Origin of the sequence: Pseudomonas sp. P9_35 (assembly GCF_034008205.1) — a bacterium.
Classification (GTDB): Bacteria; Pseudomonadota; Gammaproteobacteria; order Pseudomonadales; family Pseudomonadaceae; genus Aquipseudomonas; species Aquipseudomonas kilonensis.
On record NZ_CP125373.1, the window covers coordinates 906220 to 929108 of the forward strand.

Annotated in this window: 18 protein-coding genes; 12 read left to right on the forward strand and 6 right to left on the reverse strand. The window is 61.5% G+C overall.

Annotated elements, in window-relative coordinates:
- The first annotated feature begins 37 nt into the window (after positions 1–37).
- From QMK47_RS03945 to QMK47_RS03975, 7 genes are all read left to right on the forward strand, one after another.
- Positions 38–2338: a YgiQ family radical SAM protein gene (locus QMK47_RS03945; protein ID WP_024618454.1), complete on the forward strand. Its 2301-nt coding sequence runs from the start codon at positions 38–40 to the stop codon at positions 2336–2338.
- Positions 2339–2652: 314 nt separating this feature from the next.
- Positions 2653–3573: an NAD synthetase gene (locus QMK47_RS03950; RefSeq protein ID WP_253471254.1), complete on the forward strand. Its 921-nt coding sequence runs from the start codon at positions 2653–2655 to the stop codon at positions 3571–3573.
- Positions 3574–4047: a hypothetical protein gene (locus QMK47_RS03955; protein WP_320389821.1), complete on the forward strand. Its 474-nt coding sequence runs from the start codon at positions 3574–3576 to the stop codon at positions 4045–4047.
- Between the two features lie 174 nt (positions 4048–4221).
- Positions 4222–7512 carry a transglutaminase family protein gene (locus tag QMK47_RS03960; RefSeq protein ID WP_320389822.1) on the forward strand — a complete coding sequence of 1097 codons (3291 nt, stop codon included), beginning with the start codon at positions 4222–4224 and terminating at the stop codon, positions 7510–7512.
- A 237-nt stretch (positions 7513–7749) separates the two neighbouring features.
- Positions 7750–10236, forward strand: coding sequence for a circularly permuted type 2 ATP-grasp protein (locus QMK47_RS03965; protein ID WP_320389823.1), 2487 nt, complete (start codon positions 7750–7752; stop codon positions 10234–10236).
- Positions 10236–11129, forward strand: coding sequence for a transglutaminase family protein (locus tag QMK47_RS03970; protein WP_253471262.1), 894 nt, complete (start codon positions 10236–10238; stop codon positions 11127–11129). Before QMK47_RS03965 ends, QMK47_RS03970 begins: the two co-directional genes overlap by 1 nt.
- Positions 11130–11277: 148 nt before the next feature.
- Positions 11278–11415 carry a hypothetical protein gene (locus QMK47_RS03975; protein ID WP_250886245.1) on the forward strand — a complete coding sequence of 46 codons (138 nt, stop codon included), beginning with the start codon at positions 11278–11280 and terminating at the stop codon, positions 11413–11415.
- A gap of 73 nt (positions 11416–11488) precedes the next feature.
- Here QMK47_RS03975 and QMK47_RS03980 read toward each other — a convergent pair whose 3' ends face one another.
- Both QMK47_RS03980 and QMK47_RS03985 read right to left on the reverse strand, forming a co-directional pair.
- Positions 11489–11677: a hypothetical protein gene (locus tag QMK47_RS03980; protein WP_253471264.1), complete on the reverse strand. Its 189-nt coding sequence runs from the start codon at positions 11675–11677 to the stop codon at positions 11489–11491.
- Positions 11678–11745: 68 nt separating this feature from the next.
- The gene (locus QMK47_RS03985; protein ID WP_018604315.1) at positions 11746–12333 is read right to left on the reverse strand and encodes a TIGR00730 family Rossman fold protein; all 588 of its coding nucleotides are present in this window, start codon (positions 12331–12333) and stop codon (positions 11746–11748) included.
- 342 nt (positions 12334–12675) lie between these two features.
- Here QMK47_RS03985 and azu point away from each other — a divergent pair, with 342 nt between their 5' ends.
- Complete coding sequence (gene azu / locus QMK47_RS03990) at positions 12676–13122, forward strand: azurin (protein WP_320389824.1); 447 nt, start codon at positions 12676–12678, stop codon at positions 13120–13122.
- Positions 13123–13788: 666 nt separating this feature from the next.
- Here azu and QMK47_RS03995 read toward each other — a convergent pair.
- The 4 genes from QMK47_RS03995 to QMK47_RS04010 all read right to left on the reverse strand — a co-directional run bounded on the left by QMK47_RS03995 (position 13789) and on the right by QMK47_RS04010 (position 17195).
- Positions 13789–13917 carry a hypothetical protein gene (locus tag QMK47_RS03995; protein ID WP_320389825.1) on the reverse strand — a complete coding sequence of 43 codons (129 nt, stop codon included), beginning with the start codon at positions 13915–13917 and terminating at the stop codon, positions 13789–13791.
- Positions 13918–14114: 197 nt separating this feature from the next.
- On the reverse strand, positions 14115–14942 hold the full coding sequence (gene nadE, locus QMK47_RS04000) for an ammonia-dependent NAD(+) synthetase (protein ID WP_046064346.1): 828 nt from the start codon (positions 14940–14942) through the stop codon (positions 14115–14117).
- Positions 14943–14946: 4 nt separating this feature from the next.
- On the reverse strand, positions 14947–16173 hold the full coding sequence (gene pncB, locus QMK47_RS04005; RefSeq protein ID WP_320389826.1) for a nicotinate phosphoribosyltransferase: 1227 nt from the start codon (positions 16171–16173) through the stop codon (positions 14947–14949).
- Between the two features lie 113 nt (positions 16174–16286).
- Positions 16287–17195 (reverse strand): LysR family transcriptional regulator, encoded by a 909-nt coding sequence (locus tag QMK47_RS04010; RefSeq protein ID WP_253471270.1) that lies wholly within the window; start codon positions 17193–17195, stop codon positions 16287–16289.
- Positions 17196–17371: 176 nt separating this feature from the next.
- Between QMK47_RS04010 and QMK47_RS04015 the strand changes: the two genes are divergently transcribed.
- The 4 genes from QMK47_RS04015 to QMK47_RS04030 all read left to right on the forward strand — a co-directional run bounded on the left by QMK47_RS04015 (position 17372) and on the right by QMK47_RS04030 (position 22887).
- The gene (locus tag QMK47_RS04015; RefSeq protein WP_253471272.1) at positions 17372–18862 is read left to right on the forward strand and encodes an aldehyde dehydrogenase family protein; all 1491 of its coding nucleotides are present in this window, start codon (positions 17372–17374) and stop codon (positions 18860–18862) included.
- Between the two features lie 156 nt (positions 18863–19018).
- Positions 19019–20302, forward strand: coding sequence for an NAD(P)/FAD-dependent oxidoreductase (locus tag QMK47_RS04020; protein WP_253471274.1), 1284 nt, complete (start codon positions 19019–19021; stop codon positions 20300–20302).
- Positions 20303–20672: 370 nt separating this feature from the next.
- Positions 20673–21809 carry an ABC transporter substrate-binding protein gene (locus QMK47_RS04025; RefSeq protein WP_214511434.1) on the forward strand — a complete coding sequence of 379 codons (1137 nt, stop codon included), beginning with the start codon at positions 20673–20675 and terminating at the stop codon, positions 21807–21809.
- A 163-nt stretch (positions 21810–21972) separates the two neighbouring features.
- Positions 21973–22887, forward strand: a complete 915-nt coding sequence (locus QMK47_RS04030; RefSeq protein WP_053181516.1) for an ABC transporter permease subunit — start codon at positions 21973–21975, stop codon at positions 22885–22887.
- The last annotated feature ends 2 nt before the right edge of the window (positions 22888–22889 follow it).

The following is a 22889-nucleotide window of genomic DNA, read 5'->3' on the forward strand; positions in this document are numbered from 1 at the left end:
CGCCCGCGATTTTTCATCTTTTATACCGGTTATCGACATGCAAGCAGCCAAGCCGTTATTTGACTATCCCAAGTACTGGGCCGAGTGTTTCGGCCCGGCGCCGTTCCTGCCCATGAGCAGGGAGGAGATGGATCAGCTCGGCTGGGATTCGTGCGACATCATCATCGTGACCGGTGATGCCTACGTCGATCACCCGTCGTTCGGCATGGCGATCATTGGCCGTTTGCTGGAAGCCCAGGGCTTTCGCGTCGGGATCATTGCCCAGCCGAACTGGCAGTCCAAAGACGACTTCATGAAGCTTGGCGAGCCCAACCTGTTTTTCGGTGTCGCGGCCGGTAACATGGACTCGATGATCAACCGCTACACCGCCGACAAGAAAATTCGCTCCGATGACGCCTACACCCCGGGCGGCATGGCGGGTAAACGGCCGGACCGTGCGAGCCTGGTCTACAGCCAGCGCTGCAAGGAAGCCTACAAACATGTGCCGATCGTGCTGGGTGGTATCGAAGCGTCGCTGCGCCGTATCGCTCACTACGATTACTGGCAGGACCGTGTCCGCAACTCGATCCTGATCGACGCCTGCGCCGACATCCTGCTCTACGGCAATGCCGAGCGGGCGATTGTCGAAGTCGCCCAGCGCCTGTCCTACGGCCACAAGATCGAAGACATCACCGACGTGCGCGGCACGGCCTTCATCCGTCGTGATACGCCGAAAGACTGGTACGAAGTCGACTCCACGCGCATCGACCGTCCGGGCAAGATCGACAAGATCATCAACCCGTATGTGAACACCCAGGACACGCAAGCCTGCGCCATCGAGCAGGAGAAGGGGCCGGTCGAGGACCCGAGCGAAGCCAAGGTCGTGCAGATCCTGGCGAGCCCGAAAATGACCCGCGACAAGACCGTGATTCGCCTGCCGTCGGTGGAAAAGGTTCGTGGCGACGCGGTGCTCTACGCCCACGCCAACCGCGTGCTTCACCTGGAAACCAATCCAGGCAATGCCCGCGCCCTGGTGCAGAAGCACGGCGAAGTCGACGTCTGGTTCAACCCGCCGCCCATTCCGATGACCACCGAAGAAATGGACTACGTGTTTGGCATGCCTTACGCACGCGTCCCCCATCCGGCGTACGGCAAGGAGAAGATCCCGGCCTACGAGATGATCCGTTTCTCGGTGAACATCATGCGTGGCTGCTTTGGCGGCTGCACGTTCTGCTCGATCACCGAGCACGAAGGCCGGATCATCCAGAACCGTTCCGAAGAGTCGATCATTCGCGAGATCGAGGAGATCCGCGACAAGGTCCCGGGTTTCACCGGGGTCATTTCCGACCTCGGCGGCCCGACCGCGAACATGTATCGCATTGCCTGCAAGAGCCCGGAAATCGAATCCGCGTGCCGCAAGCCGTCGTGCGTGTTCCCCGGCATCTGCCCGAACCTGAACACCGACCATTCTTCGCTGATCCAGCTGTACCGCAGCGCCCGGGCCTTGCCTGGGGTGAAGAAGATCCTGATTGCCTCTGGCCTGCGTTACGACCTGGCGGTCGAGTCGCCGGAATACGTCAAGGAGCTGGTGACCCACCACGTCGGCGGTTACCTGAAGATCGCTCCGGAGCATACCGAGGAAGGCCCGCTCAACCAGATGATGAAGCCGGGCATCGGCAGCTATGACAAATTCAAGCGGATGTTCGAGAAGTACACCAAGGAAGCCGGGAAAGAGCAGTACCTGATTCCGTACTTCATCGCCGCCCACCCGGGCACCACCGATGAAGACATGATGAACCTGGCGCTGTGGCTCAAGGGCAACGGCTTCCGCGCCGACCAGGTGCAGGCGTTCTATCCGTCGCCAATGGCTACGGCCACGGCGATGTACCACTCGGGCAAGAACCCGCTGCGCAAGGTCACCTACAAGAGCGACGCGGTGACCATCGTCAAGAGCGAGGAGCAGCGCCGCCTGCACAAGGCCTTCCTGCGTTATCACGACCCCAAGGGCTGGCCGATGCTGCGCGAAGCGCTGACCCGCATGGGCCGCGCCGACCTGATCGGGCCGGGCAAGAACCAATTGATTCCGTTGCACCAGCCGGCCACCGACAGCTACCAGAGCGCCCGTCGCAAGAACTCGACGCCAGCCGGCAGCCACAAGGTGGGCAAGGAAACCACCAAGATCCTGACCCAGCACACCGGCCTGCCGCCGCGTGCCAGCGATGGTGGCAACGCATGGGACAAGCGCGAGCAAGCCAAGGCCGCGGCATTCGCCCGCAACCAGCAGGCCGCCAAGGAACGCAAGGACGCCGCCAAGGGCAAAGGCCCGAAACCGGCGCGCAAGCCTGTCGTGCCGCGCTGATCGCCTAGCCACCTCGTAAAACGCCAGCCTAAGTGCTGGCGTTTTGCTTTCTAGCGGCGATGCTGGCCGTTTGTTATCGTGGCGCCCGCCAATTCCCGTCAATAGGCACAACAACGCCGGACACATCGCTCATGTGGCGAGGGAGCTTGCTCCCGCTCGGCGGCGAAGCCGTCGTAAACCGGCTGGCACGGTCTGTCTGGGAAAACTGCATGGGTTTGTTTGGGGCTGCTTCGCAGCCCAGCGGGAGCAAGCTCCCTCGCCACAGGGTTCAATGTGGATAAAGTCTCACCCTCCGATTCTCAAGGACGATTCATATGAGCACTCCGTTACCCGGCATCGGCATGGACAACAGCATCTCCCAGTTGATGGCCCGTCGCCGTATCGAAAGCCAACTCAACCTGCCGCGCCTGTTTGCTGCCATTGACGCCGATCCGGGCATTGTCGGTGCGGGCGTGGTGTACATCGATGCTGAGTTCAACGTAGTGGTCCTGCGCGAATTCAAGCCGATTTGCAGCATCAAGCCCAAGCGAATCATTTTGCACGAGGCGCAGAAGTACATCGCTCCGGCGCAATTTGCCCAACAGGTGCAAGACAATCCTCGGCAATCGCGCCTGGTCGGAGAGGCGATCAATACCACCTTGTCCTGCGCTGGCGCGGTATTGGGTTGGATTGTCGTGCTCAGTGGGTCGGTTGCGGTTCCCTTCAGCGCCGGGGCCAGTACCGTGGTCGTGGCCCTGGGCTATACCGCTGCGGCCGCCAGTACGGTGCAGTGTTTTGCCGGCGGTATCCGTACGGCAGCAGAAGTGGTCAATCCGCAATTCAACGACAAGCTGGACAGTGAGGAGTGGTACCAATATGCCTCGATCGGTCTGGATGCGGCCTCTCTGTTGGGCGTAGGGGCTTCCACCTTGACCACCATAAAACTGGTAAAGGTGGCCAAGGCCACTACCGGTAAAAGTCTGCGTGAAGTCTTACGTGGGCTGAATCGCCAGGAACGGTCGAAGTTGACCAAAGAGTTGCTGAGCATCAACGATCCCCGGTTGACGCCGAAGATGCTCAAGCTCAAGCAACTGGCCGGCGAACTGCCCAAGCGCTTCACTCCGACCCAGCTGCAGCACGCTACGGTCACCCAGATCAAGGACTCCCTGGGCGCGGCAATTGGCTTCACCGGCAGCAGCTTGTCGGGCAATGTCAAAACCATCGCCGTTGGCTTGTATGAAGAGCTGGAGGAGTAGATGGACGATCTCAGCCTTCCGCGTTTTCTGGCGCGTTATTTCCCGACATTCATGGGCGGCATTTTCGCGGCGCTATTCTCATTGGCCTGTGCTATTCCCTTGGTCTCGGCGTCCTATTTCGCCGGGGCCTCACTCGACGAGCAAGTCACCTGGTCGATGCTGGGGGGCATGGCGGTCACCATGGTCGTGGTGCACTGCAATTTCATGGTGGTGCGCGGCAGGCCTCAATGGGTATGGGGTTTGGTCGGGGTGCTGGTGTTATGCCTGCTGGCCGTACTACCGACCATCGAGGATCGTCCGCATAAGGTCATCTATGCGTTGGCCTTGCTGTTTCCGCTATTGGGTTTGCTGTTGCTCAACAGCAAGCGCCATCGCGAGATGCGCAGCAAGCTCGTCGAGATTCGTCGGCAGCGCGAATCGCTAAAGGCAGCGCTGAAGGAGGTCCCGAAGAAGGCCTCACGCCCGCGTCGCTGATTCGACTCGCGCTGCCGGCGCCGCATTTATGTGCATTGCTTTGCAGATGAATTCGGGCAGCGCGCGTTTTTAGTGCTCTACTGCCTTGAGTAGATAAAGAAAGTGTCCGACCTGCCTGCATGGCATAAGTCTTGCGCCGCTTTCGATAACGCCCAGGCTCGCAGGAGGCACGTCGTGTCGATCCATGTCGCATTGCATCACGTCACGCATTACCGCTACGACCGCGCCGTCGAACTCGGCCCGCAGATCGTTCGCCTGCGCCCGGCGGCCCATAGCCGCACGCGCATTCTTTCCTATGCGCTGAAGGTTTCGCCTGAGCAGCACTTCATCAACTGGCAGCAAGACCCCCAGGGCAACTACCTGGCGCGGCTGGTGTTTCCCGAGAAAACCCGGGAGATGCGGATCGAAGTCGATCTGCTGGCGGAAATGGCAGTGTTCAATCCGTTCGACTTCTTCCTCGAGCCCTACGCCGAAAAGATTCCGTTCGCCTACGCGGCCGACGAGCGCAAGGAGTTGGCGCCTTATCTGGAAACCCTGCCGCTGACGCCGAAATTCCAGTCCTATCTGGACGGCATCGACCGCACGCCGTTGCCAGCGGTGGATTTTCTGGTGGCGCTCAACCAGCGCCTGAGCGAAGACATCAACTACCTGATTCGCATGGAGCCGGGCGTGCAGACCCCGGAGCATACCCTCGAGCATGCGTCCGGCTCTTGCCGCGACTCGGCCTGGTTGTTGGTGCAGCTGTTGCGCAACCTTGGCTTGGCCGCGCGTTTCGTTTCCGGTTACCTGATCCAGTTGACCGCCGATGTGAAAAGCCTCGATGGCCCGTCCGGCACCGACGTGGACTTCACCGACCTGCATGCCTGGTGCGAGGTCTACCTGCCCGGTGCCGGCTGGATCGGCCTGGATGCGACGTCCGGGTTGTTCGCCGGTGAAGGCCACATCCCGTTGGCGTGCAGTCCCGATCCGTCCTCGGCGGCCCCGATCAGCGGCTTGGTGGAGCCTTGCGAGTGTGAGTTCAGCCACGAAATGTCCGTCGAGCGGGTCTGGGAAGCGCCGCGGGTGACCAAGCCTTACACCGACGCACAGTGGCTGGCGATCCAGGCGCTGGGGCGCCAGATCGATGCCGACCTGTTGGAGGGCGACGTGCGCCTGACCATGGGTGGCGAACCGACCTTTGTCTCCATCGATGACCCGGACGGTGCCGAGTGGAACACCGCGGCGCTCGGGCCGGACAAGCGCCGGCTCTCCGCCGAGCTGTTCCAGCGCATGCGCAATCACTATGCGCCCAAGGGGCTGGTGCATTTCGGCCAGGGCAAGTGGTACCCCGGCGAGCAATTGCCGCGCTGGTCGCTCAACTGCTATTGGCGGCGCGACGGGGTGCCGATCTGGCACAACAGCGCGTTGATCGCCGATGAGCAGGAGGACTATGGCGCCGATGGCGAACTGGCCGGGCGTTTCCTGGCGAGCGTTGCCGAGCGTTTGAAAATTCCTGCGCGGTTCGTGTTTCCGGCCTACGAAGACAACTTCTATTACCTCTGGCGCGAAGGTGCATTGCCTTCGAATGTCACGGCCGAGGACCCACGCCTGGAGGACGCCCTGGAGCGTGCACGGTTGCGCAAGGTCTTCAACCAGGGCCTGGACAAGGTCATTGGCCAGGTCCTGCCGCTGGCCCGCACCGCCAAGGGCGATCAATGGCAAAGCGGTCGCTGGTACCTGCGTGACAGTCACTGCCGCCTGGTGCCGGGGGATTCGCCCCTGGGCTATCGCTTGCCACTGGCGTCCCAGCCTTGGGTGACGGCGGCCGAGTACCCGTTCATCCACCCCACCGACCCGAACCAGGACTTGCCCGAGCTGCCCGGCACCGAGCAACTGGCGCGTCACGGCGAGCCGGCGGCCGAGCAGGAGCGTGTCCCGGAGATCGACAAATCCGCCGACTGGCTGACCCGCACCGCCTTCTGTGCCGAGGCTCGCGATGGCCGGCTGTACCTGTTCATGCCGCCACTGGAGCGGGTCGAGGATTACCTGGAACTGGTCAGCGCCATCGAGGCGACGGCTGAGGAGCTGCACTGTCCGGTGCTGTTGGAGGGCTACGAGCCGCCGAGCGACCCGCGCCTGGGCAATTTCCGCATCACCCCCGACCCGGGTGTGATCGAGGTCAACGTACAACCCTCGGCGACCTGGGATGAGTTGGTCGAGCGCACTGAATTTTTATACGAAGAGGCGCGACAGACCCGACTGACCACCGAGAAATTCATGATCGATGGCCGGCACACGGGCACCGGCGGTGGTAACCATTTCGTACTGGGTGGCGCGACACCGGCTGACTCACCGTTTCTGCGGCGTCCCGACCTGCTGCGCAGCCTGATCAGTTACTGGCATAACCACCCGTCGTTGTCCTACCTGTTTTCCGGATTGTTCATCGGCCCGACCTCCCAGGCGCCTCGCGTGGACGAGGCGCGCAACGACGCGTTGTACGAACTGGAAATCGCTTTCGCGCAAATGCCACAGCCCGGCGAGGAATGCCCTCCGTGGTTGGTCGATCGCCTGTTGCGCAACCTGTTGATCGACGTGACCGGCAATACGCACCGTGCCGAATTCTGCGTCGACAAGCTCTATTCACCGGACGGCGCCACCGGGCGTCTCGGCCTGTTGGAGTTGCGTGCTTTCGAGATGCCACCCCACGCCCGCATGAGCCTGGCCCAGCAATTACTGCTGCGGGCGCTGGTGGCGCGGTTCTGGCGTGAGCCTTATGCACCGGCGAAACTGGCGCGCTGGGGAACCGAGCTGCATGACCGCTTCCTGTTGCCGCACTTTATCGAGCAGGATTTTGCCGACGTCATCCATGAGCTGAACGCAGCCGGCTACCCGCTGCGGGCCGAGTGGTTCGCCGCGCACCTGGAGTTCCGCTTCCCCAAGGTGGGCGATTACGCGGTCAGCGGTATCGAGCTGCAATTGCGCCAAGCCCTCGAGCCTTGGCATGTGCTGGGGGAAGAGGGCGCGGTGGGCGGCACCGTGCGTTATGTGGACTCCTCCCTGGAGCGCTTGCAGGTCAAGCTCAGCGGCCTGGCGCCGCAACGCTACCTGCTGACCTGCAATGGCGTGCCGGTGCCGTTGCAACCCACCGGTCGGGTCGGTGAGTTCGTCGCCGGGGTGCGTTTCCGCGCCTGGCAACCGGCCAACTGCCTGCAACCGACCATTCCGGTGCATGCGCCGCTGGTCTTCGACTTGCTCGACACCTGGATGCAACGTTCCGTGGGCGGCTGCCAGTATCACGTGGCCCATCCGGGCGGGCGCAACTACGACAGCCTGCCGGTGAATGCCAACGAGGCCGAAAGCCGGCGGATGGCGCGTTTCTTCCGTATCGGACACACGCCTGGGAAACTTCCGATACCCAGCCTGGCCATGGATGACGAGTTTCCGCTCACGCTCGATCTGCGACGCTTTCCAGGGGCTTCAATGTAGGAGCTGTGTAGGAGCTGTCGAGTGCAACGAGGCTGCGATCTTTCCCCTGCCAATTGAGTCTGGAGTGAAAGATGAAAGATGAAAGATCAAGATCAAGATCAAGATCAAGATCAAAAGATCGCAGCCTCCGGCAGCTCCCACAGGGCACGACCCAGCGTCTGGTCACACTCTTCCACCTATCCGGGCGTCATGCGCTTGCGCTAGTCTCACCTTTTATTGCCGTCTGCCGAGCTTTCCATGCCTGACCTGCTTGACCGTTACCCGCTGACGACGGGCACCTATCACGAACTGTTGGACGACAACGGTGCGGTGCGTCCGCACTGGCGGCGGTTGTTCGATCAGTTGCAGCGCAGCACGCCGGCTCACCTGATCCAGCGTCAGGCGCTGCTGGCTCGGCAGATCCAGGAAAACGGTGTCACCTATAACGTCTACGCCGATCCGAAGGGCGCCGACCGGCCGTGGGAGCTGGACCTGCTGCCCCACGTGATCGACCCGCAGGAATGGAAACATCTGTCGGCCGGGATCGCCCAGCGTGCGCGGCTGCTCAATGCGGTTCTGGCCGACCTGTATGGGCCACAGCGGCTGATCAGCGAAGGGCTGTTGCCGGCAGAGTTGGTGTTCGGGCACAACAATTTCCTTTGGCCCTGCCAGGGCATCGCGCCGCCGGACGGCAGCTTCCTGCACTTGTATGCGGTGGATCTGGCGCGCACCCCCGATGGCCGTTGGTGGGTCACGGCGGATCGGACCCAGGCGCCTTCGGGGGCCGGTTATGCGCTGGAAAATCGCATGATCGTTTCCCGCGCGTTCCCCGAGCTGTATCGCGACTTGAGGGTGCGACACCTGTCCGGGTTCTTCCGCACCTTGCAGGAAACCCTGGCACGCCAGGCACCCAGTGACGGTGAGTCGCCACTGGTGGTGCTGTTGACGCCGGGGCGGTTCAACGAAAGTTATTTCGAGCATCTTTATCTGGCGCGCCAGCTTGGCTATCCGCTGGTGGAGGGGGGCGACCTGACCGTGCGCGACGCCACGGTCTACCTCAAGACCCTCAGCGGCCTGCGCCGGGTCCACGCCATCATGCGCCGGCTCGACGACGATTTCTGCGACCCCCTGGAGCTGCGCACCGATTCAGCCCTCGGCGTGCCGGGACTGCTGGAAGCGGTGCGGCAGGGCCGGGTGCTGGTGGCCAATGCCCTGGGCAGCGGCGTGCTGGAGTCACCGGGCCTGTTGGGGTTCCTACCGAAGATCAACCAGTATCTGTTCGGCGAGGAATTGATACTGCCGTCCATCGCCACCTGGTGGTGCGGTGAGCCGCCGGTGCTGGCCCAGGCCCTGGAAAAGCTGCCGCAGCTGTTGATCAAGCCGGCGTTTCCTTCCCAAAGCTTCACCCCGGTGTTCGGCCGGGACCTGAACGAGGCGCAGCGCGGCCAACTGGCGGCGCGCATGCAGGCTCGGCCCTATGCCTATGTCGCCCAGGAGTTGGCGCAACTGTCCCAGGCCCCGGTCTGGCAGGCCGAAGGCGGGCACATCCAGCCTCGGGCCATCGGCATGCGTGTGTATGCCGTGTCCGGGAAGGATGATTATCGGGTGCTGTCGGGTGGCCTGACCCGCGTGGCCGCCGAGGCCGACGCCGAGGTGGTGTCGATGCAGCGCGGCGGCGCCAGCAAGGACACTTGGGTGTTGGGCGAGCAGGCGCCCGGTGGAGAACAATGGACGGCCCAGCGAACCGTAGGCGTCCACGACCTGGTTCGACGCGATCCGTACCTGCCTTCGCGGGTGGTGGAAAACCTGTTCTGGTTCGGCCGTTACTGCGAACGCTGCGACGACAGCGCGCGGTTGCTGCGGATCATGCTGGGGCGTTATGTCGATGGCGATGACCCGCAGGCCCTGCAGTCGGCGGTGTCCCTGGGCGAAAGCCTGATGCTGCTGCCTGAGGAGGGCGAGCTGCACGAGCGTTTGCTGGCGGCGCTGTTGGGGGACGACTGGTCGTTCAGCCTGCGCTCCAACCTGCAGCGCTTGCAGTGGGCGGCGTCGCAGGTTCGCGGCAAGCTGTCCCGGGAGAACTGGCAGGCGCTGGTGGAGTTGCAACGCGAAGCGATGGAGCTGGAAACCGAGGAGCCGGATTTCGGTGAGTTGCTGGATTTCCTCAATCGGCTAGTGATGTCCCTGGCGGCGTTGTCCGGATTTGCCTTGGACGACATGACCCGCGACGAGGGCTGGCGCTTCTTGATGATTGGCCGGCGCCTGGAACGCTTGCAGTTCCTCAGCAGCAGCCTGGCGGCGTTTTTGCGTAGCGATGCGGTGTTCGACCAGGCTGGGCTTGAGTGGTTGCTGGAACTGGGCAACAGCAGCATCACCTACCGTTCGCGCTACCTGGCGGTGGCGCAACTGATCCCGGTGCTGGACCTGTTGGTGCTGGACGAACAGAACCCCCACGCGGTGCTTTTCCAGTTAAAGCTGGTGGCCCGCACGCTCAAACGCCTGAACGACGATTTTGGCGCACCGAAGGAAACGGCCTTGCCAGAATTGGTGACGCGTCTTTCTCGCTTTGACTTGCGTTGCCTGGAAAATCCCCTGTTTGGTGAGGCCAGCCTGCGCGCAGCACTTGATGGGCTGGCCGAACTGTTGCAGGAAGTGGCCGATGTCGGTGGCCAGGTGTCCGATCGCCTGGCCTTGCGTCATTTCGCCCACGTCGATGACGTCAGCCAACGCACGGTGTCCGTCTGATGAGCGCTCGTTACCAGATCCTCCACGACACCCATTACCACTACGACAGCCCGGTGTCCCTGGCCCAGCAGCTTGCCCATCTGTGGCCGCGCGCCTGTGACTGGCAGCGTTGCACCGAACAGCAGTTGCTGATCAGTCCGGAGCCGACGACTCGTCGCGATGAGCTGGACGTGTTCGGCAACCCGCTGACCCGCCTGGCCTTCGAACGCCCCCACGACGAGCTGCTGGTCAATGCTCGCCTGAGCGTCGAGGTGCTGTCTCGCCCCGCGCTGGACTTCAACCTGTCCCCGGCCTGGGAGTCGACCCGCAACGCGCTGACCTACAGCGGCCGGCCCCTGGCGGCGCCATTGCTGGAAGCGTGCCGTTTTCGTTTCGAGTCACCGTATGTGCACCTCAAGCGCAGCTTCGTCGAGTTTTCCGAAAGCTGCTTCCCGCCGGGGCGACCCTTGATGGTGGGCGTGCGGGCGCTGATGGAAAAGATTTTCGAGGAGTTCACCTTCGATGCCGAGGCGACCCAGGTGGCCACGCCGCTGGTGGAGGTGCTGGAGCGGCGGCGGGGCGTGTGCCAGGACTTCGCCCACTTGATGCTGGCCTGCGTGCGCTCGCGCGGGCTGGCGGCGCGTTACGTCAGCGGCTACCTGCTGACCCAGCCGCCACCCGGCCAACCCCGGCTGATTGGCGCCGATGCGTCCCATGCCTGGGTCTCGGTGTATTGCCCGGTGGTGGGTTGGGTGGACTTCGACCCGACCAACAACGTCCAGCCGGCCCTGGAACACATCACCCTGGCCTGGGGCCGGGATTTTTCCGATGTGTCGCCGTTGCGGGGGGTGATCCTGGGGGGCGGCAATCATGATCCCGAGGTGCGGGTGACGGTGATGCCGCTGGAGTCATGAGCGCTGTGTGGAAAATGTGGGAGCGAGCCTGTGGGAGCCGAGCTTGCTCGCGATGAACGATGACGCGGTTTTGCAGTTGAACCGTGTCGCCCTCATCGCGAGCAAGCTCGGCTCCCACAGGGTACGGCTCCCACAGGTTGTGTGTCATATGGATGAGTTGCTGGGCGGTTTCGTGCCGATGATCAGCCATGAGCACAAGCAGATCGGGTTGTTCGAGCCGGACCAATTGCCGGTGAACCTGCCCGCGGGTTATCGCCAGTCGATTATCAAGGCGCTGGGATTGTGAGGGCCGGCAGCGAGGCTGCCGGCCCTGGACACAGAACCGGGGGGCCGGATCGGATCATCGGGCCCTGGGGGTATCAGGCGTCGGGCGCCTGATCTTTCGGTGCATCAACATCATCTTCTGCCGCCACTTCGCCTTCGGTATCCGGGCTCAGTGCGGTTTCTTCTTCAGCTGTGGCTTTCTTGCGCTGCAGCTTTTCCTCTTTCTTCTGCTCCTTGGCCAAGTCTCTTTGACGTTTGGCGAAGGAATAATTGGGTTTGGCCATGGGCGATCCTCTGGGGTCGAAGGTGAGGTTGAGCGGCGCATATTCTGCCCTGTATCGGGGCCGAGCCGTTAGCTGGGTTTTTGCTCGGCCCACTTTGGCTGCACTGACGGTTGCCATTCGTCCAGCGCATCGAGCAGGTTCTGCGCTGATTCGCTCACTTGCAGCATGTCACGATGGGGCGCGCGGACGAAGCCTTCGCCGACGATATGATCGAGAAAAGCGGTGAGCTTGCTGTAGAAGCCGTTCACTTCCAGCAGCCCCAGCGGTTTGCCGTGGTAGCCGAGCTGGCCCCAGGTCCAGACCTCGAACAACTCCTCCAGCGTGCCGAGGCCGCCGGGCAGGGCGATGAAGGCATCGCTGAGTTCGGCCATGCGTGCCTTGCGGGCGTGCATGCCGTCCACCACTTCCAGGCGGGTCAGGCCGCTGTGGCCGATTTCCTTGTCCTTGAGGCTTTGCGGGATGATGCCGATGACCTCGCCGCCGGCCGCCAGGGCCGCGTCAGCAACGATCCCCATCAGGCCGACGGCACCGCCGCCGTAGACCAGGGTCAATTTTCGTTCCGCCAATGCCCGGCCCAGGGCCTGCGCGGCTTCACGATACGCTGGATCGGTGCCGGTGCTGGCGCCGCAAAATACACAAACAGACGCGATGGACATGCTTTACTCCATGATCAGTAACCGACCCAGAGTAAAGCCTGGCCTTGGTAGCGCAAAGCGATTAAACCTCGCGTTGGGGTTTTTCGTAGGTGCCACTGGCGCCGCAGGCGTAGGCGGCGAGCAAGCTGCATAACAGGCTGTTGACGTTCATGATGGGCGCTCCCGAGAGGTGGTGAGGCTGATCATAGAGCGGTGTCCTCCCTCTGGCTGGTTGATTGTGTCCATCAGGCTGATAGCCTTAAGTTGTATACAATCTTTGATTCAGGTCATAGGAACTTGTCTGAAATTCAGGCAGTCTTCCCCTTTGACGGATTTTTGTTAACCATGCCTTGGAGATTCACGATGTTTGCCAAACTTGTTGCAGTATCCCTGTTGACGCTGGCCAGCAGCCAACTGATGGCAGCGGAGTGCAAGACCACCATCGACTCGACCGACCAGATGTCCTTCAACACCAAGGCCATCGAGATCGACAAGAGCTGCAAGACGTTCACCGTTGAGCTGACGCATTCGGGCAGCTTGCCGAAAAACGTCATGGGCCATAACTGGGTGCTGAGCAAAGAGGCTGACATGCAGTCGATCGCCACCGATGGCGTGGGCGCTGGCATCGACAAGAACTACCTGAAAGAAGGTGATACTCGCATCATCGCCCACACCAAGGTCATTGGCGCCGGGGAAAAAGACTCGGTGACCTTCGACGTGTCTAAACTGGCTGCCGGTGAGGCATACGGTTTCTTCTGCTCGTTCCCGGGCCACATCTCGATGATGAAAGGCACCGTTACCCTGAAGTAATCAGCTTCAGGCACAAAAAAGCGGCACTTCTTTCAGAAATGGGAAGTGCCGTTTTTTTTGGGTTTTTTTCGGTGTCTGGTTGTTTTGGTGTGTATATCCGTTATTTAGGTAACGGCTACTTATGGTTCCGCTCTTACAGCGGGTCACTTTCGAAAGCGCGAAAGTAACCAAAGCGCTTTTGCCCCACCACTCGGTGCCTCGCCTAGGCTCGGCATGCCTGAACGAAGGCATTGCTCCGTGGGCCGCCGCGAAGGGCCATCCATGGCCCAGCGCGGCTAACCCGGCATCCATGCCGGGTTGCCCACTGCGCAATACCTTCGTTCAGCCATCGTGGTTAACGGGGCGCCCGAGATCAACGTCCTCCACGAGGCGGCCTAGTAGCCGACCTGGCTCTTGCGGTCGTACACCCATTAGATCTGTGGGAGCAAAGCTTGCTCGCGATGACGGTGTCCCAGTCAATGAAGATGTTGGATGTGCCGGCCTCTTCGCGAGCAGGCTCGCTCCCACAGGGGGCTCTGGATGCACATAAATATTGTGTCTACGGAAGATCCAGTGTGGGAGCGAGCTTGCTCGCGATAGCGGTGGCTCAGCCACACAGATGCCGGCATGAGCCCCGCTCTTGCTCTTGCTCTTGCTCTTGTTTTGGATCTTGATCTGGACGCCCCGTTAAACCACGCTGGCCGAACGCAGGCATTGCGCAGTGGGCATCCCGGCATGGATGCCGGGATAGCCGCGCTGGGCCATGGATGGCCCTTCGCGGCGGGCCCACGGAGCAATGCCTTCGTTCGGGCACACCGAGCCTAAGCGAGGTGCCGAGTGGTGGGGCAAAGCGTTTTTGGTTACTTTTGGCGCTCTTCCAAAAGTGACCCGCTGTAAGAGCGGAACCGCCAGCAGCCGTTACCGCAACAACGGATATACACACCAAACCTCAACATCAATGCAAGCTGACACACCGCTATCGCGAGCAAGCCCGCTCCCACAGGAATTACCCGTTACGGGGCATAAGGCATCACCCGCTTGTGCTCAGTCTTGCGATAGGTCTCGCAAATGATCCTGAACGCCTCGTCCCGCACAGGCTCGCCGTGCAGGAACGCATCGATCTCGGCATAGGTCACACCGTGGGAGGCTTCGTCCGGCTTGCCTGGGGACAGGTCCTCAAGGTCGGCGGTGGGGATTTTTTCCACCAGCGACTCCGGCGCGCCAAAGTCACGGGCGATGGCCCGGACCTGGTTTTTCACCAAGCCACTCAACGGCGCCAGGTCGCAGGCGCCATCACCGAACTTGGTGAAGAAACCCATCACCGCTTCGGCGGCATGGTCGGTACCGATCACCAGGCCGTGCTCGGTGCCCGCGATGGTGTATTGCGCCACCATGCGCATCCGCGCCTTGGTATTGCCCAGCACGAAATCCCGGGATACCGCTGCCTTGCCTTCGAACGCCGCGACTTGATCGGCCAAGGCCTTGACCGCAGGACCGATGTTGACGGTATGGCGCTCGTCCGGGTCGATGAAGTCCACGCAGGCTTGCGCTTCATGTTCGTCGAACTGGGTTTCGTACGGCAGGCGCACGGCGATGAACTTGTAGGCGGCGTTACCGGTTTTCTCCCGCAGTTCGCGCATGGCACGTTGGGCCAGCAGCCCGGCGGTCAACGAATCGACGCCACCGCTGATGCCCAGCACGAGGGACTTGAGGCCGGAGTTGACCAGGCAATCCTGGATAAAGCCCACCCGTCGGGCGATTTCGGCCTTGAGGGCGGCGTCATCGGCGAACGGCGGCTGGACCTTGAGCTGTTCAGCAATCTCACGCTGTACGGCTTGCATGAATTCACTCCTTGCTTGATGTGTCAGAAAGGGCGGCAGGTACTTGGAAAACATGTCGCATGTAGGCGACGAAATTCGGGTCTTTGCAGTGGGTCTTGCCGGGCTCGTCTGAAATCTTGGCCACGGGTTGCCCGTCACAGCTGATCATTTTAAGCACGATGCTCATCGGCTCTACACCTGGAATGTCACACGTCAGGTTGGTGCCAATACCGAAGCTGACATTAATGCGACCACGCAATGCCCGAAAAATCTCCAGGCATTTGGGCAATGTCAGGCTATCGGAGAACACCAGGGTCTTGCTCATCGGGTCGATGCCGAGCTTGTGGTAGTGGGCAATGGCTTTTTCGGCCCAGATCACCGGGTCGCCCGAGTCATGGCGCAAACCGTCGAACAGCTTGGCGAAGAACAGATCGAAATCCTTGAGGAAGGCGTCCATGGTGATGCAATCGGTCAGGGCGATCCCCAGCAGGCCTCGGTACTCGCGCACCCAGCAATCGAGGGCAGCGATCTGGCTGTCGATCAGCCGCGGGCCCAGTTGCTGGTGGGCCATGATCCACTCGTGGGCCATGGTGCCCAGGGGCTTCATGTCCAGTTCCCGGGACAGGTGCACGTTACTGGTGCCGACGAAACGCCCCGGAAAATCATGCTTGAGCACGTTGACCACTTCTTCCTGGACACGGAAGGAAAACCGACGACGGGTGCCGAAGTCCGCGACTTGCAGTTCGGACAGTTCTTCGGAGCTGGCGTTGGCGCTCAGCCAGTCGAACTTGCGATAAAGCTGTTCCCGCGTCTGTTCCAGCACGATTTCACGATAGCGATAACGATTGCGCACCTCGCTGACGATGGCCAGCAGCGGCACTTCGAACAGAATGACGTGCAGCCACGGCCCGCGCAGGCGGATGAACAGCTCGCCGTTTTCGATACCGGTGTGCACGTAGCGCAGGTTGAAGCGAAACAGGCCCAGGAAGCGCAGGAAGTCCGGCTTCAGAAAGCTGATGCGCTCCAGGAAACCCAACTGGTCGGCGCTCAGGCTCAACTCGGCCAGGCGCTCGATCTGAAAGCGGATCTCCGCCAGGTACGGGCGCAGGTCTTCGCTATTGCGGCAGCGAAATTCCCATTCGACTTCGACGTTGGGGTAGTTGTGCAACACCGCCTGCATCATCGTCAGTTTGTAGAAGTCGGTGTCGAGCAGGTTCTGCACGATACGATCGGCAAATACGCTCTCGCTCATAGGGTTCTCCAGACAGGCCGCAGCCGTGGGCAGCGAGGTTCGGCGGTTTGTAGTGAAAGGGCTAGTGGCGCATAACCGTGGTGGGTATTGCCAGTGTTTTGTGTTGGCTGCCGCTATTGCGGTGCATCCGGGTTGTCGATCTGCTCCAGCATCCACTCCACGAAAAGCCGCACCTTGGGCACTTCCGCCGAATGTTCCGGATAGGCCAGGTAATAGGCGTTGGTGCTGGGCATCGCGTGTTGCCAGGGGATGACCAGTTTGCCGTCGGCCAGTTCTTCTTCCACCAGAAACCGCGGCAGCAGGGCGACGCCGCAGCCGACCTGGGCTGCGCGGATGCACATGTAGAACGTTTCGAAACGCGGCCCGTGGTAGCTATGTTCGGTGTGGTAGCCCTGGTGGTCGAACCAGTCGTGCCAGGCCTGGGGCCGCGAGGCGTTTTGCAGCAGCACCAGCTCGGCCAGTTGGGTCGGGTCGGTGAAGGGCTGGTCAGGCAGGCTGCCGGGCGCGCAGACCGGTACCAGTTCTTCGCCAAACAGCTTCAGGGATTCGGTGCCAGGTCGCGAGCCTTGGCCGAAATAGAACGCCAGGTCGCTGCGCCCTTGCAGCAAGTCGTCGGCCTCCTGCTCGCTGCACAGGTCCAGGTGAATCTTCGGATGCCGCAATCGCCAACCCTTCAAGCGTGGGACCAACCAGCGAGCGCCGAAGGTCGGAGGCGTGGAAACGCGCAGGACTTCGGTGTCGCCGCCGTAGGAGCGCAGGTAATGGGTAGACATTTCCACCTGCGTGAGGATTTTTCGCACTTCCCCCAGGTACAAATCACCGGCAGGCGTCAGCTGCAAGCGTCGGCGCACGCGCCGGAACAGCAAGTGCTGCAGCAACTCCTCCAGTTGCGCGACTTGTTTGCTGACGGCGCTCTGGGTCAGGTTCAGCTCTTCGGCGGCACGGGTGAAGCTCAGGTGGCGGGTCACCGCTTCGAAGCATTGCAGCGCCGTGATCGACGGCAAATAGCGTTTATTGAGCATATGAGGCCTTATTTCTTGTGGCTCTGCTTATCCGGTCATGGCCAGCATGAATAAACGGAATGATATCTCGCTTAAAGGTCGTTTGTTGGCAAGTCTCGAGCCAGCTACAACTACAGGTCTGATCAGTCGCATTCGTCCGGCTGCCACTCATTTGTCTTTCGTGTGAGGAAATTTCCATGGTTGCTGCATTGCTTGATCGCTTGGGCGTCGACTCGGCCCTGTACCAGAACGGCACACAACCGGTGCATTCGCCCATTGATGGCAGCCGGATCGGCGCTGTGAACTGGGAAGGCGCGGCTGAAGTCGAGCAGCAGGTCAGCCGTGCCGAACACGCCTTCGACCTGTGGCGCCAGGTGCCGGCGCCGCGTCGCGGCGAGCTGGTGCGTCAATTTGGCGACCTGTTGCGTGAATACAAGGCCGACCTTGGCGAACTGGTGTCGTGGGAAGCCGGCAAGATCACCCAGGAAGGCCTGGGTGAAGTGCAAGAGATGATCGACATCTGCGACTTCGCCGTCGGCCTGTCCCGCCAGCTGTACGGCCTGACCATCGCCTCCGAGCGTCCGGGCCACCACATGCGTGAGTCCTGGCATCCGCTGGGCGTGGTCGGAGTGATCAGTGCCTTCAATTTCCCGGTGGCGGTCTGGGCCTGGAACACCACGCTGGCCCTGGTGTGCGGCAACGCGGTGATCTGGAAACCGTCGGAAAAGACCCCGCTCACCGCCCTGGCGTGCCAGGCGTTGTTCGAGCGCGTGCTGAAGAATTTCAGCGACGCTCCCCCATACCTCAGCCAGGTGATCATCGGCGGTCGCGATGCCGGTGAAGCGCTGGTGGATGACCCGCGTGTGGCGTTGATCAGCGCCACGGGCAGCACCCGCATGGGCCGTGAAGTGGCACCGAAAGTCGCCGCGCGTTTCGCCCGCAGCATTCTGGAACTGGGCGGCAACAACGCCATGATCCTGGCACCGAGCGCCGACCTGGACATGGCCGTACGCGCCATCCTGTTCAGCGCCGTCGGCACCGCCGGCCAGCGTTGCACCACCCTGCGCCGGCTGATTGCCCATGAATCGGTGAAGGAAGAAATCGTCACCCGCCTCAAGGCCGCCTATTCGAAAGTGCGGATCGGCCATCCGCTGGAAGGCAACCTGGTCGGGCCGCTGATCGACAAGCACAGCTTCGACAACATGCAGGATGCGCTGGAGCAGGCCTTGAGCGAAGGCGGGCGCGTGTTTGGGGGCAAGCGCCAGCTTGAAGACCAGTTCCCGAATGCCTATTACGTCTCGCCGGCCATCGTCGAGATGCCCGAGCAGAGCGATGTGGTGCGCCACGAAACCTTCGCGCCGATTCTGTACGTGGTCGGCTACAAGGACTTTGCCGAGGCCTTGCAGCTGAACAATTCCGTGCCCCAGGGCCTGTCGTCCTGCATCTTCACCACCGACGTGCGTGAAGCCGAGCAATTCATGTCGGCCGTGGGCAGCGACTGCGGCATCGCCAACGTCAACATTGGCCCGAGCGGTGCCGAGATCGGCGGCGCATTCGGTGGCGAAAAAGAAACCGGCGGCGGTCGCGAATCCGGCTCCGACGCCTGGCGCGGCTACATGCGCCGCCAGACCAACACCGTGAACTACTCGCTGGAGTTGCCGTTGGCGCAGGGGATTACCTTCGACTGAGGTCGAGTCAACGGAAATCCCCTGTGGGAGCGAGCTTGCTCGCGATAGCGTCGAATCAGCCGACATCAATATCGGTAGATAAACCGCCATCGCGAGCAAGCTCGCTCCCACAAATGAAATGGTGTGGTGGTTGGGTTTCTTTTTCGGAGTCTGGCAATGCCGTTACGCGAAGAGTGTCTGTGGGAAAAACTGACGCCGCAAAGGCCTGAAAACAGCGCGCTCACCGGCGAAGTCACGGCCGACGTCTGCGTGATCGGCGCGGGCTTTACCGGGCTGTCGGCGGCGGTGCATTTGCTCGAACAAGGCAAGCGCGTGGTTGTGCTGGAAGCTCATCGGGCCGGGCATGGTGGATCGGGGCGTAACGTCGGGTTGGTCAATGCCGGCCTGTGGATCCCTCCGGATGACATCGAGGCCGGATTCGGCGAGGCGGTGGGCAGCCAGCTCAACCGCATGCTGGGGGCTGCGCCGGCCCTGGTGTTCAGCCTCATCGATAAATACAACATCGATTGCCAACTGCGCCGCGAAGGCACCCTGCACATGGCCCATAACGCCCGGGGCGAGGCCGACCTGCGCAGTCGCGAAGCGCAATGGAAGCGCCGCGGTGCCCCGGTGGAATTACTCACCGGCCAGGCCTGTGTCGATGCCACCGGCACGTCGAAAATCGCCGCGGCGCTGCTCGACCGTCGCGCCGGCACGCTCAATCCGATGGCCTATACCAGCGGGTTGGCCAAGGCGGCCATCGACCTTGGCGGCCAGTTATTCGACCACTCGCCGGTGACGCGCCTGGAACGCCAAGGCCAGCGCTGGTCGGTGCAGACTGCCCAGGGTTCGGTGCTGGCCGAGCAGGTGGTGATCGCCTCCAACGCCTACACCGAGGGCGACTGGACCGAACTGCGGCGCAATTTCTTCCCCGGTTATTACTATCAGGTCGCCTCGGTCCCGCTGACCGACGAGGCCGCCCGACGCATTCTGCCGGGCGGGCAGGGCTCATGGGATACCCGCCAGGTGTTGAGCAGCATCCGCCGGGACAAGGACGGCCGTTTGCTGCTGGGCAGCCTGGGCAACGGCAACCGCAAGCCGACCTGGTTCCTCAAGGCTTGGGCCGACCGGGTGCAGCAGCACTATTTTCCTTACCTCAAGTCGGTGGAATGGGAGTGCACCTGGACCGGTTGTATTGCCTTTACCCCCGATCACTTGATGCGCCTGTTCGAACCGGCTCCCGGGTTGGTGGCCGTTACCGGCTACAACGGCCGGGGCGTGACCACCGGCACGGTGGTCGGCAAGGCGTTCGCCGATTACCTGTGTCACGGTAATGCCCAGGCCCTGCCGATCCCGTTCGCACCCATGCAGCCACTGGCTGGGGTGGGGTTACGCAGTTGCCTGTATGAGGCGGGTTTCTCGCTGTATCACGCGGGCCAGTGCCTGCGGATCGTCATTTGAGTGTTGAAAATTGTTGCTGGAACCCGCGTTTTCCGGCGTAGCGTCTAGCCTGTTATGGTGCGGGTTGTAGCAATCGCGCACCGACAGTGTGCAGTTCGGTGACGTGGGTTGTTACACAGTGGTTGCACGCCGTTTCGCGCGATGGTTGCAATGATGGCTCATGGAGGGTTTCACCCATTTAAATAAAAGGTTGCACCTTGCGCGGTTTAGACGGTTGCACGCCCCATGAAAAAGGGCCCGAAACAGTCGAAATAACAATAAAACAGCGACTTTTTTCAGAATAAAAAACCGATGGCACGGCACTTGCTCTGAGCTTCTCAGTGAAATGAAGTCGCAGTGCCAACTAAAAAAAACCTTGGAGCACCACCTCATGTCCCAGACGTTTTACAAGAAAGGTTTCCTGGCCCTCGCAGTGGCAACTGCGCTGGGTGTTTCTGCGTTTGCTCAAGCTGATGTGAAATTTGGTGTGGCGGGGCCGATGACCGGCGCCAACGCTGCATTTGGCGAGCAGTACATGAAGGGTGCCCAGGCGGCAGCCGATGCCATCAACAAGGCAGGTGGCGTCAACGGTGAGAAGATCGTACTGGTCGCTGGCGACGACGCCTGCGAACCCAAACAGGCCGTGGCCGTGGCCAACCGCCTGGTTGACCAGGACAAGGTGATCGGCGTGGTCGGGCACTTCTGCTCGTCCAACACCATCCCAGCCTCGGAGGTCTACGACGAAGCCGGCATCATCGCCATTACCCCGGGCTCCACCAACCCGGCAGTCACCGAGCGCGGCTTGGGCGCGATGTTCCGCATGTGCGGTCGTGACGACCAACAAGGCATCGTGGCGGGCGACTACATCGTCGACGTGCTCAAGGGCAAGAAAGTGGCTGTGCTGCACGACAAGGACACCTACGGCCAAGGCCTGGCGGATGCCACCAAGGCACAACTGGCCAAGCGTGGCGTGAACGCGGTGCTGTACGAAGGCCTGACCCGCGGCGAGAAAGACTTCAGTGCCGTGGTGACCAAGATCCGTTCGGCCGGTGCCGACGTGGTTTATTTCGGTGGCCTGCACCCGGAAGCCGGTCCGCTGGTTCGCCAGTTGCGTGAGCAAGGGCTCAAGGACGTGAAGTTCATGTCCGACGATGGCATCGTCACCGACGAACTGGTCACCACCGCTGGCGGCGCGCAATACGTCGATGGTGTGTACATGACCTTCGGCGCCGACCCGCGCCTGCTGCCAGACAGCAAGGCCGTGGTTGAAGAGTTCCGCAAGAACGGCACCGAGCCTGAAGGCTACACCCTGTACGCCTACGCTTCGGTCCAGGCCCTGGCCGCCGGTTTCAATGGCGCCAAGTCCAATAAGGGCGAAGACGCGGCCAAGTGGCTCAAGGCCAACTCGGTCCAGACCGTAATGGGCAAGAAGGAATGGGACACCAAGGGTGACTTGAAAGTCTCCGACTACGTGGTTTACCAGTGGGACAAGGACGGCAAATACCACCAGTTGGAAAAACAGAAGTAAGGGCTGAAGCGACCGTTTACGTCTCCTTGAGAGCCGGGCAAGCCCTGGTTTCCAAGGCCACGTCGACGGTCCTGCCTGACACTGCTCCGACGTAAATCTGTATTTTCCTTAGAAGAACCGCACACCCCTGGGTGTGCAGGTTCTCACTGCGTGAGATTGCGTTATGGATGGTATTTTCCTGCAGCAACTGATCAATGGCCTGACCCTCGGGTCGGTCTATGGTCTGATCGCCATCGGCTACACAATGGTCTACGGCATCATCGGCATGATCAACTTCGCCCACGGCGAGGTTTACATGATTTCCGCTTACCTCGCGGCAATCAGTCTGGCTCTGCTGGCTTACTTCGGTATTGAATCCTTTCCGCTTATGATTCTCGGCACCCTCGTGTTCACGGTCGTGGTCACCGGGGTATATGGCTGGGTCATCGAACGCGTCGCCTACAAACCCCTGCGCAACTCGACCCGCCTGGCACCGCTGATCAGTGCCATCGGCATCTCGCTGATCCTGCAGAACTACGCACAGATCAGCCAGGGCGCCCGCCAACAGGGTGTCCCGACACTGCTCGAAGGCGCCATGCGCGTCGACATCGGCAGCGGTTTCGTCCAGCTCACCTACACCAAGATTTTCATTCTGATTGCCGCGTTCGCCGGGATGGCCTTGCTGACCTACATCATCAAGTACACCAAGCTCGGACGCATGTGCCGCGCCACCCAGCAAGACCGCAAGATGGCGTCGATCCTGGGGATCAACACCGACCGGGTGATTTCCTACGTGTTCATCATCGGTGCGGCCATGGCGGCCCTGGCCGGCGTGCTGATCACCATGAACTACGGCACGTTCGACTTCTATGCCGGCTTCATCATCGGCATCAAGGCGTTCACCGCGGCGGTACTCGGCGGCATTGGCTCCCTGCCTGGGGCGATGCTCGGCGGGATCATCCTCGGCATTTCCGAGTCGCTGTTCTCCGGTCTGATCAACTCTGACTACAAAGACGTGTTCAGTTTCTCGCTGCTGGTGCTGATTCTGATTTTCCGTCCCCAAGGCCTGCTGGGTCGCCCACTCGTGGCGAAGGTATAAGT

Bases quoted from the DNA above. Each gene is read 5' to 3' on its own strand.
- QMK47_RS03985 (WP_018604315.1), bottom strand. From the start codon at position 12,333: ATGTCCATCGCGTCTGTTTGTGTATTTTGCGGCGCCAGCACCGGCACC.
- QMK47_RS03965 (WP_320389823.1), top strand. From the start codon at position 7,750: ATGCCTGACCTGCTTGACCGTTACCCGCTGACGACGGGCACCTATCAC.
- QMK47_RS03980 (WP_253471264.1), bottom strand. From the start codon at position 11,677: ATGGCCAAACCCAATTATTCCTTCGCCAAACGTCAAAGAGACTTGGCC.
- QMK47_RS04030 (WP_053181516.1), top strand. From the start codon at position 21,973: ATGGATGGTATTTTCCTGCAGCAACTGATCAATGGCCTGACCCTCGGG.
- QMK47_RS04010 (WP_253471270.1), bottom strand. From the start codon at position 17,195: ATGCTCAATAAACGCTATTTGCCGTCGATCACGGCGCTGCAATGCTTC.
- QMK47_RS03950 (WP_253471254.1), top strand. From the start codon at position 2,653: ATGAGCACTCCGTTACCCGGCATCGGCATGGACAACAGCATCTCCCAG.
- QMK47_RS03955 (WP_320389821.1), top strand. From the start codon at position 3,574: ATGGACGATCTCAGCCTTCCGCGTTTTCTGGCGCGTTATTTCCCGACA.
- QMK47_RS03945 (WP_024618454.1), top strand. From the start codon at position 38: ATGCAAGCAGCCAAGCCGTTATTTGACTATCCCAAGTACTGGGCCGAG.
- QMK47_RS04025 (WP_214511434.1), top strand. From the start codon at position 20,673: ATGTCCCAGACGTTTTACAAGAAAGGTTTCCTGGCCCTCGCAGTGGCA.
- azu (WP_320389824.1), top strand. From the start codon at position 12,676: ATGTTTGCCAAACTTGTTGCAGTATCCCTGTTGACGCTGGCCAGCAGC.
- pncB (WP_320389826.1), bottom strand. From the start codon at position 16,173: ATGAGCGAGAGCGTATTTGCCGATCGTATCGTGCAGAACCTGCTCGAC.
- QMK47_RS03975 (WP_250886245.1), top strand. From the start codon at position 11,278: ATGGATGAGTTGCTGGGCGGTTTCGTGCCGATGATCAGCCATGAGCAC.
- QMK47_RS03970 (WP_253471262.1), top strand. From the start codon at position 10,236: ATGAGCGCTCGTTACCAGATCCTCCACGACACCCATTACCACTACGAC.
- QMK47_RS04020 (WP_253471274.1), top strand. From the start codon at position 19,019: ATGCCGTTACGCGAAGAGTGTCTGTGGGAAAAACTGACGCCGCAAAGG.
- QMK47_RS04015 (WP_253471272.1), top strand. From the start codon at position 17,372: ATGGTTGCTGCATTGCTTGATCGCTTGGGCGTCGACTCGGCCCTGTAC.
- nadE (WP_046064346.1), bottom strand. From the start codon at position 14,942: ATGCAAGCCGTACAGCGTGAGATTGCTGAACAGCTCAAGGTCCAGCCG.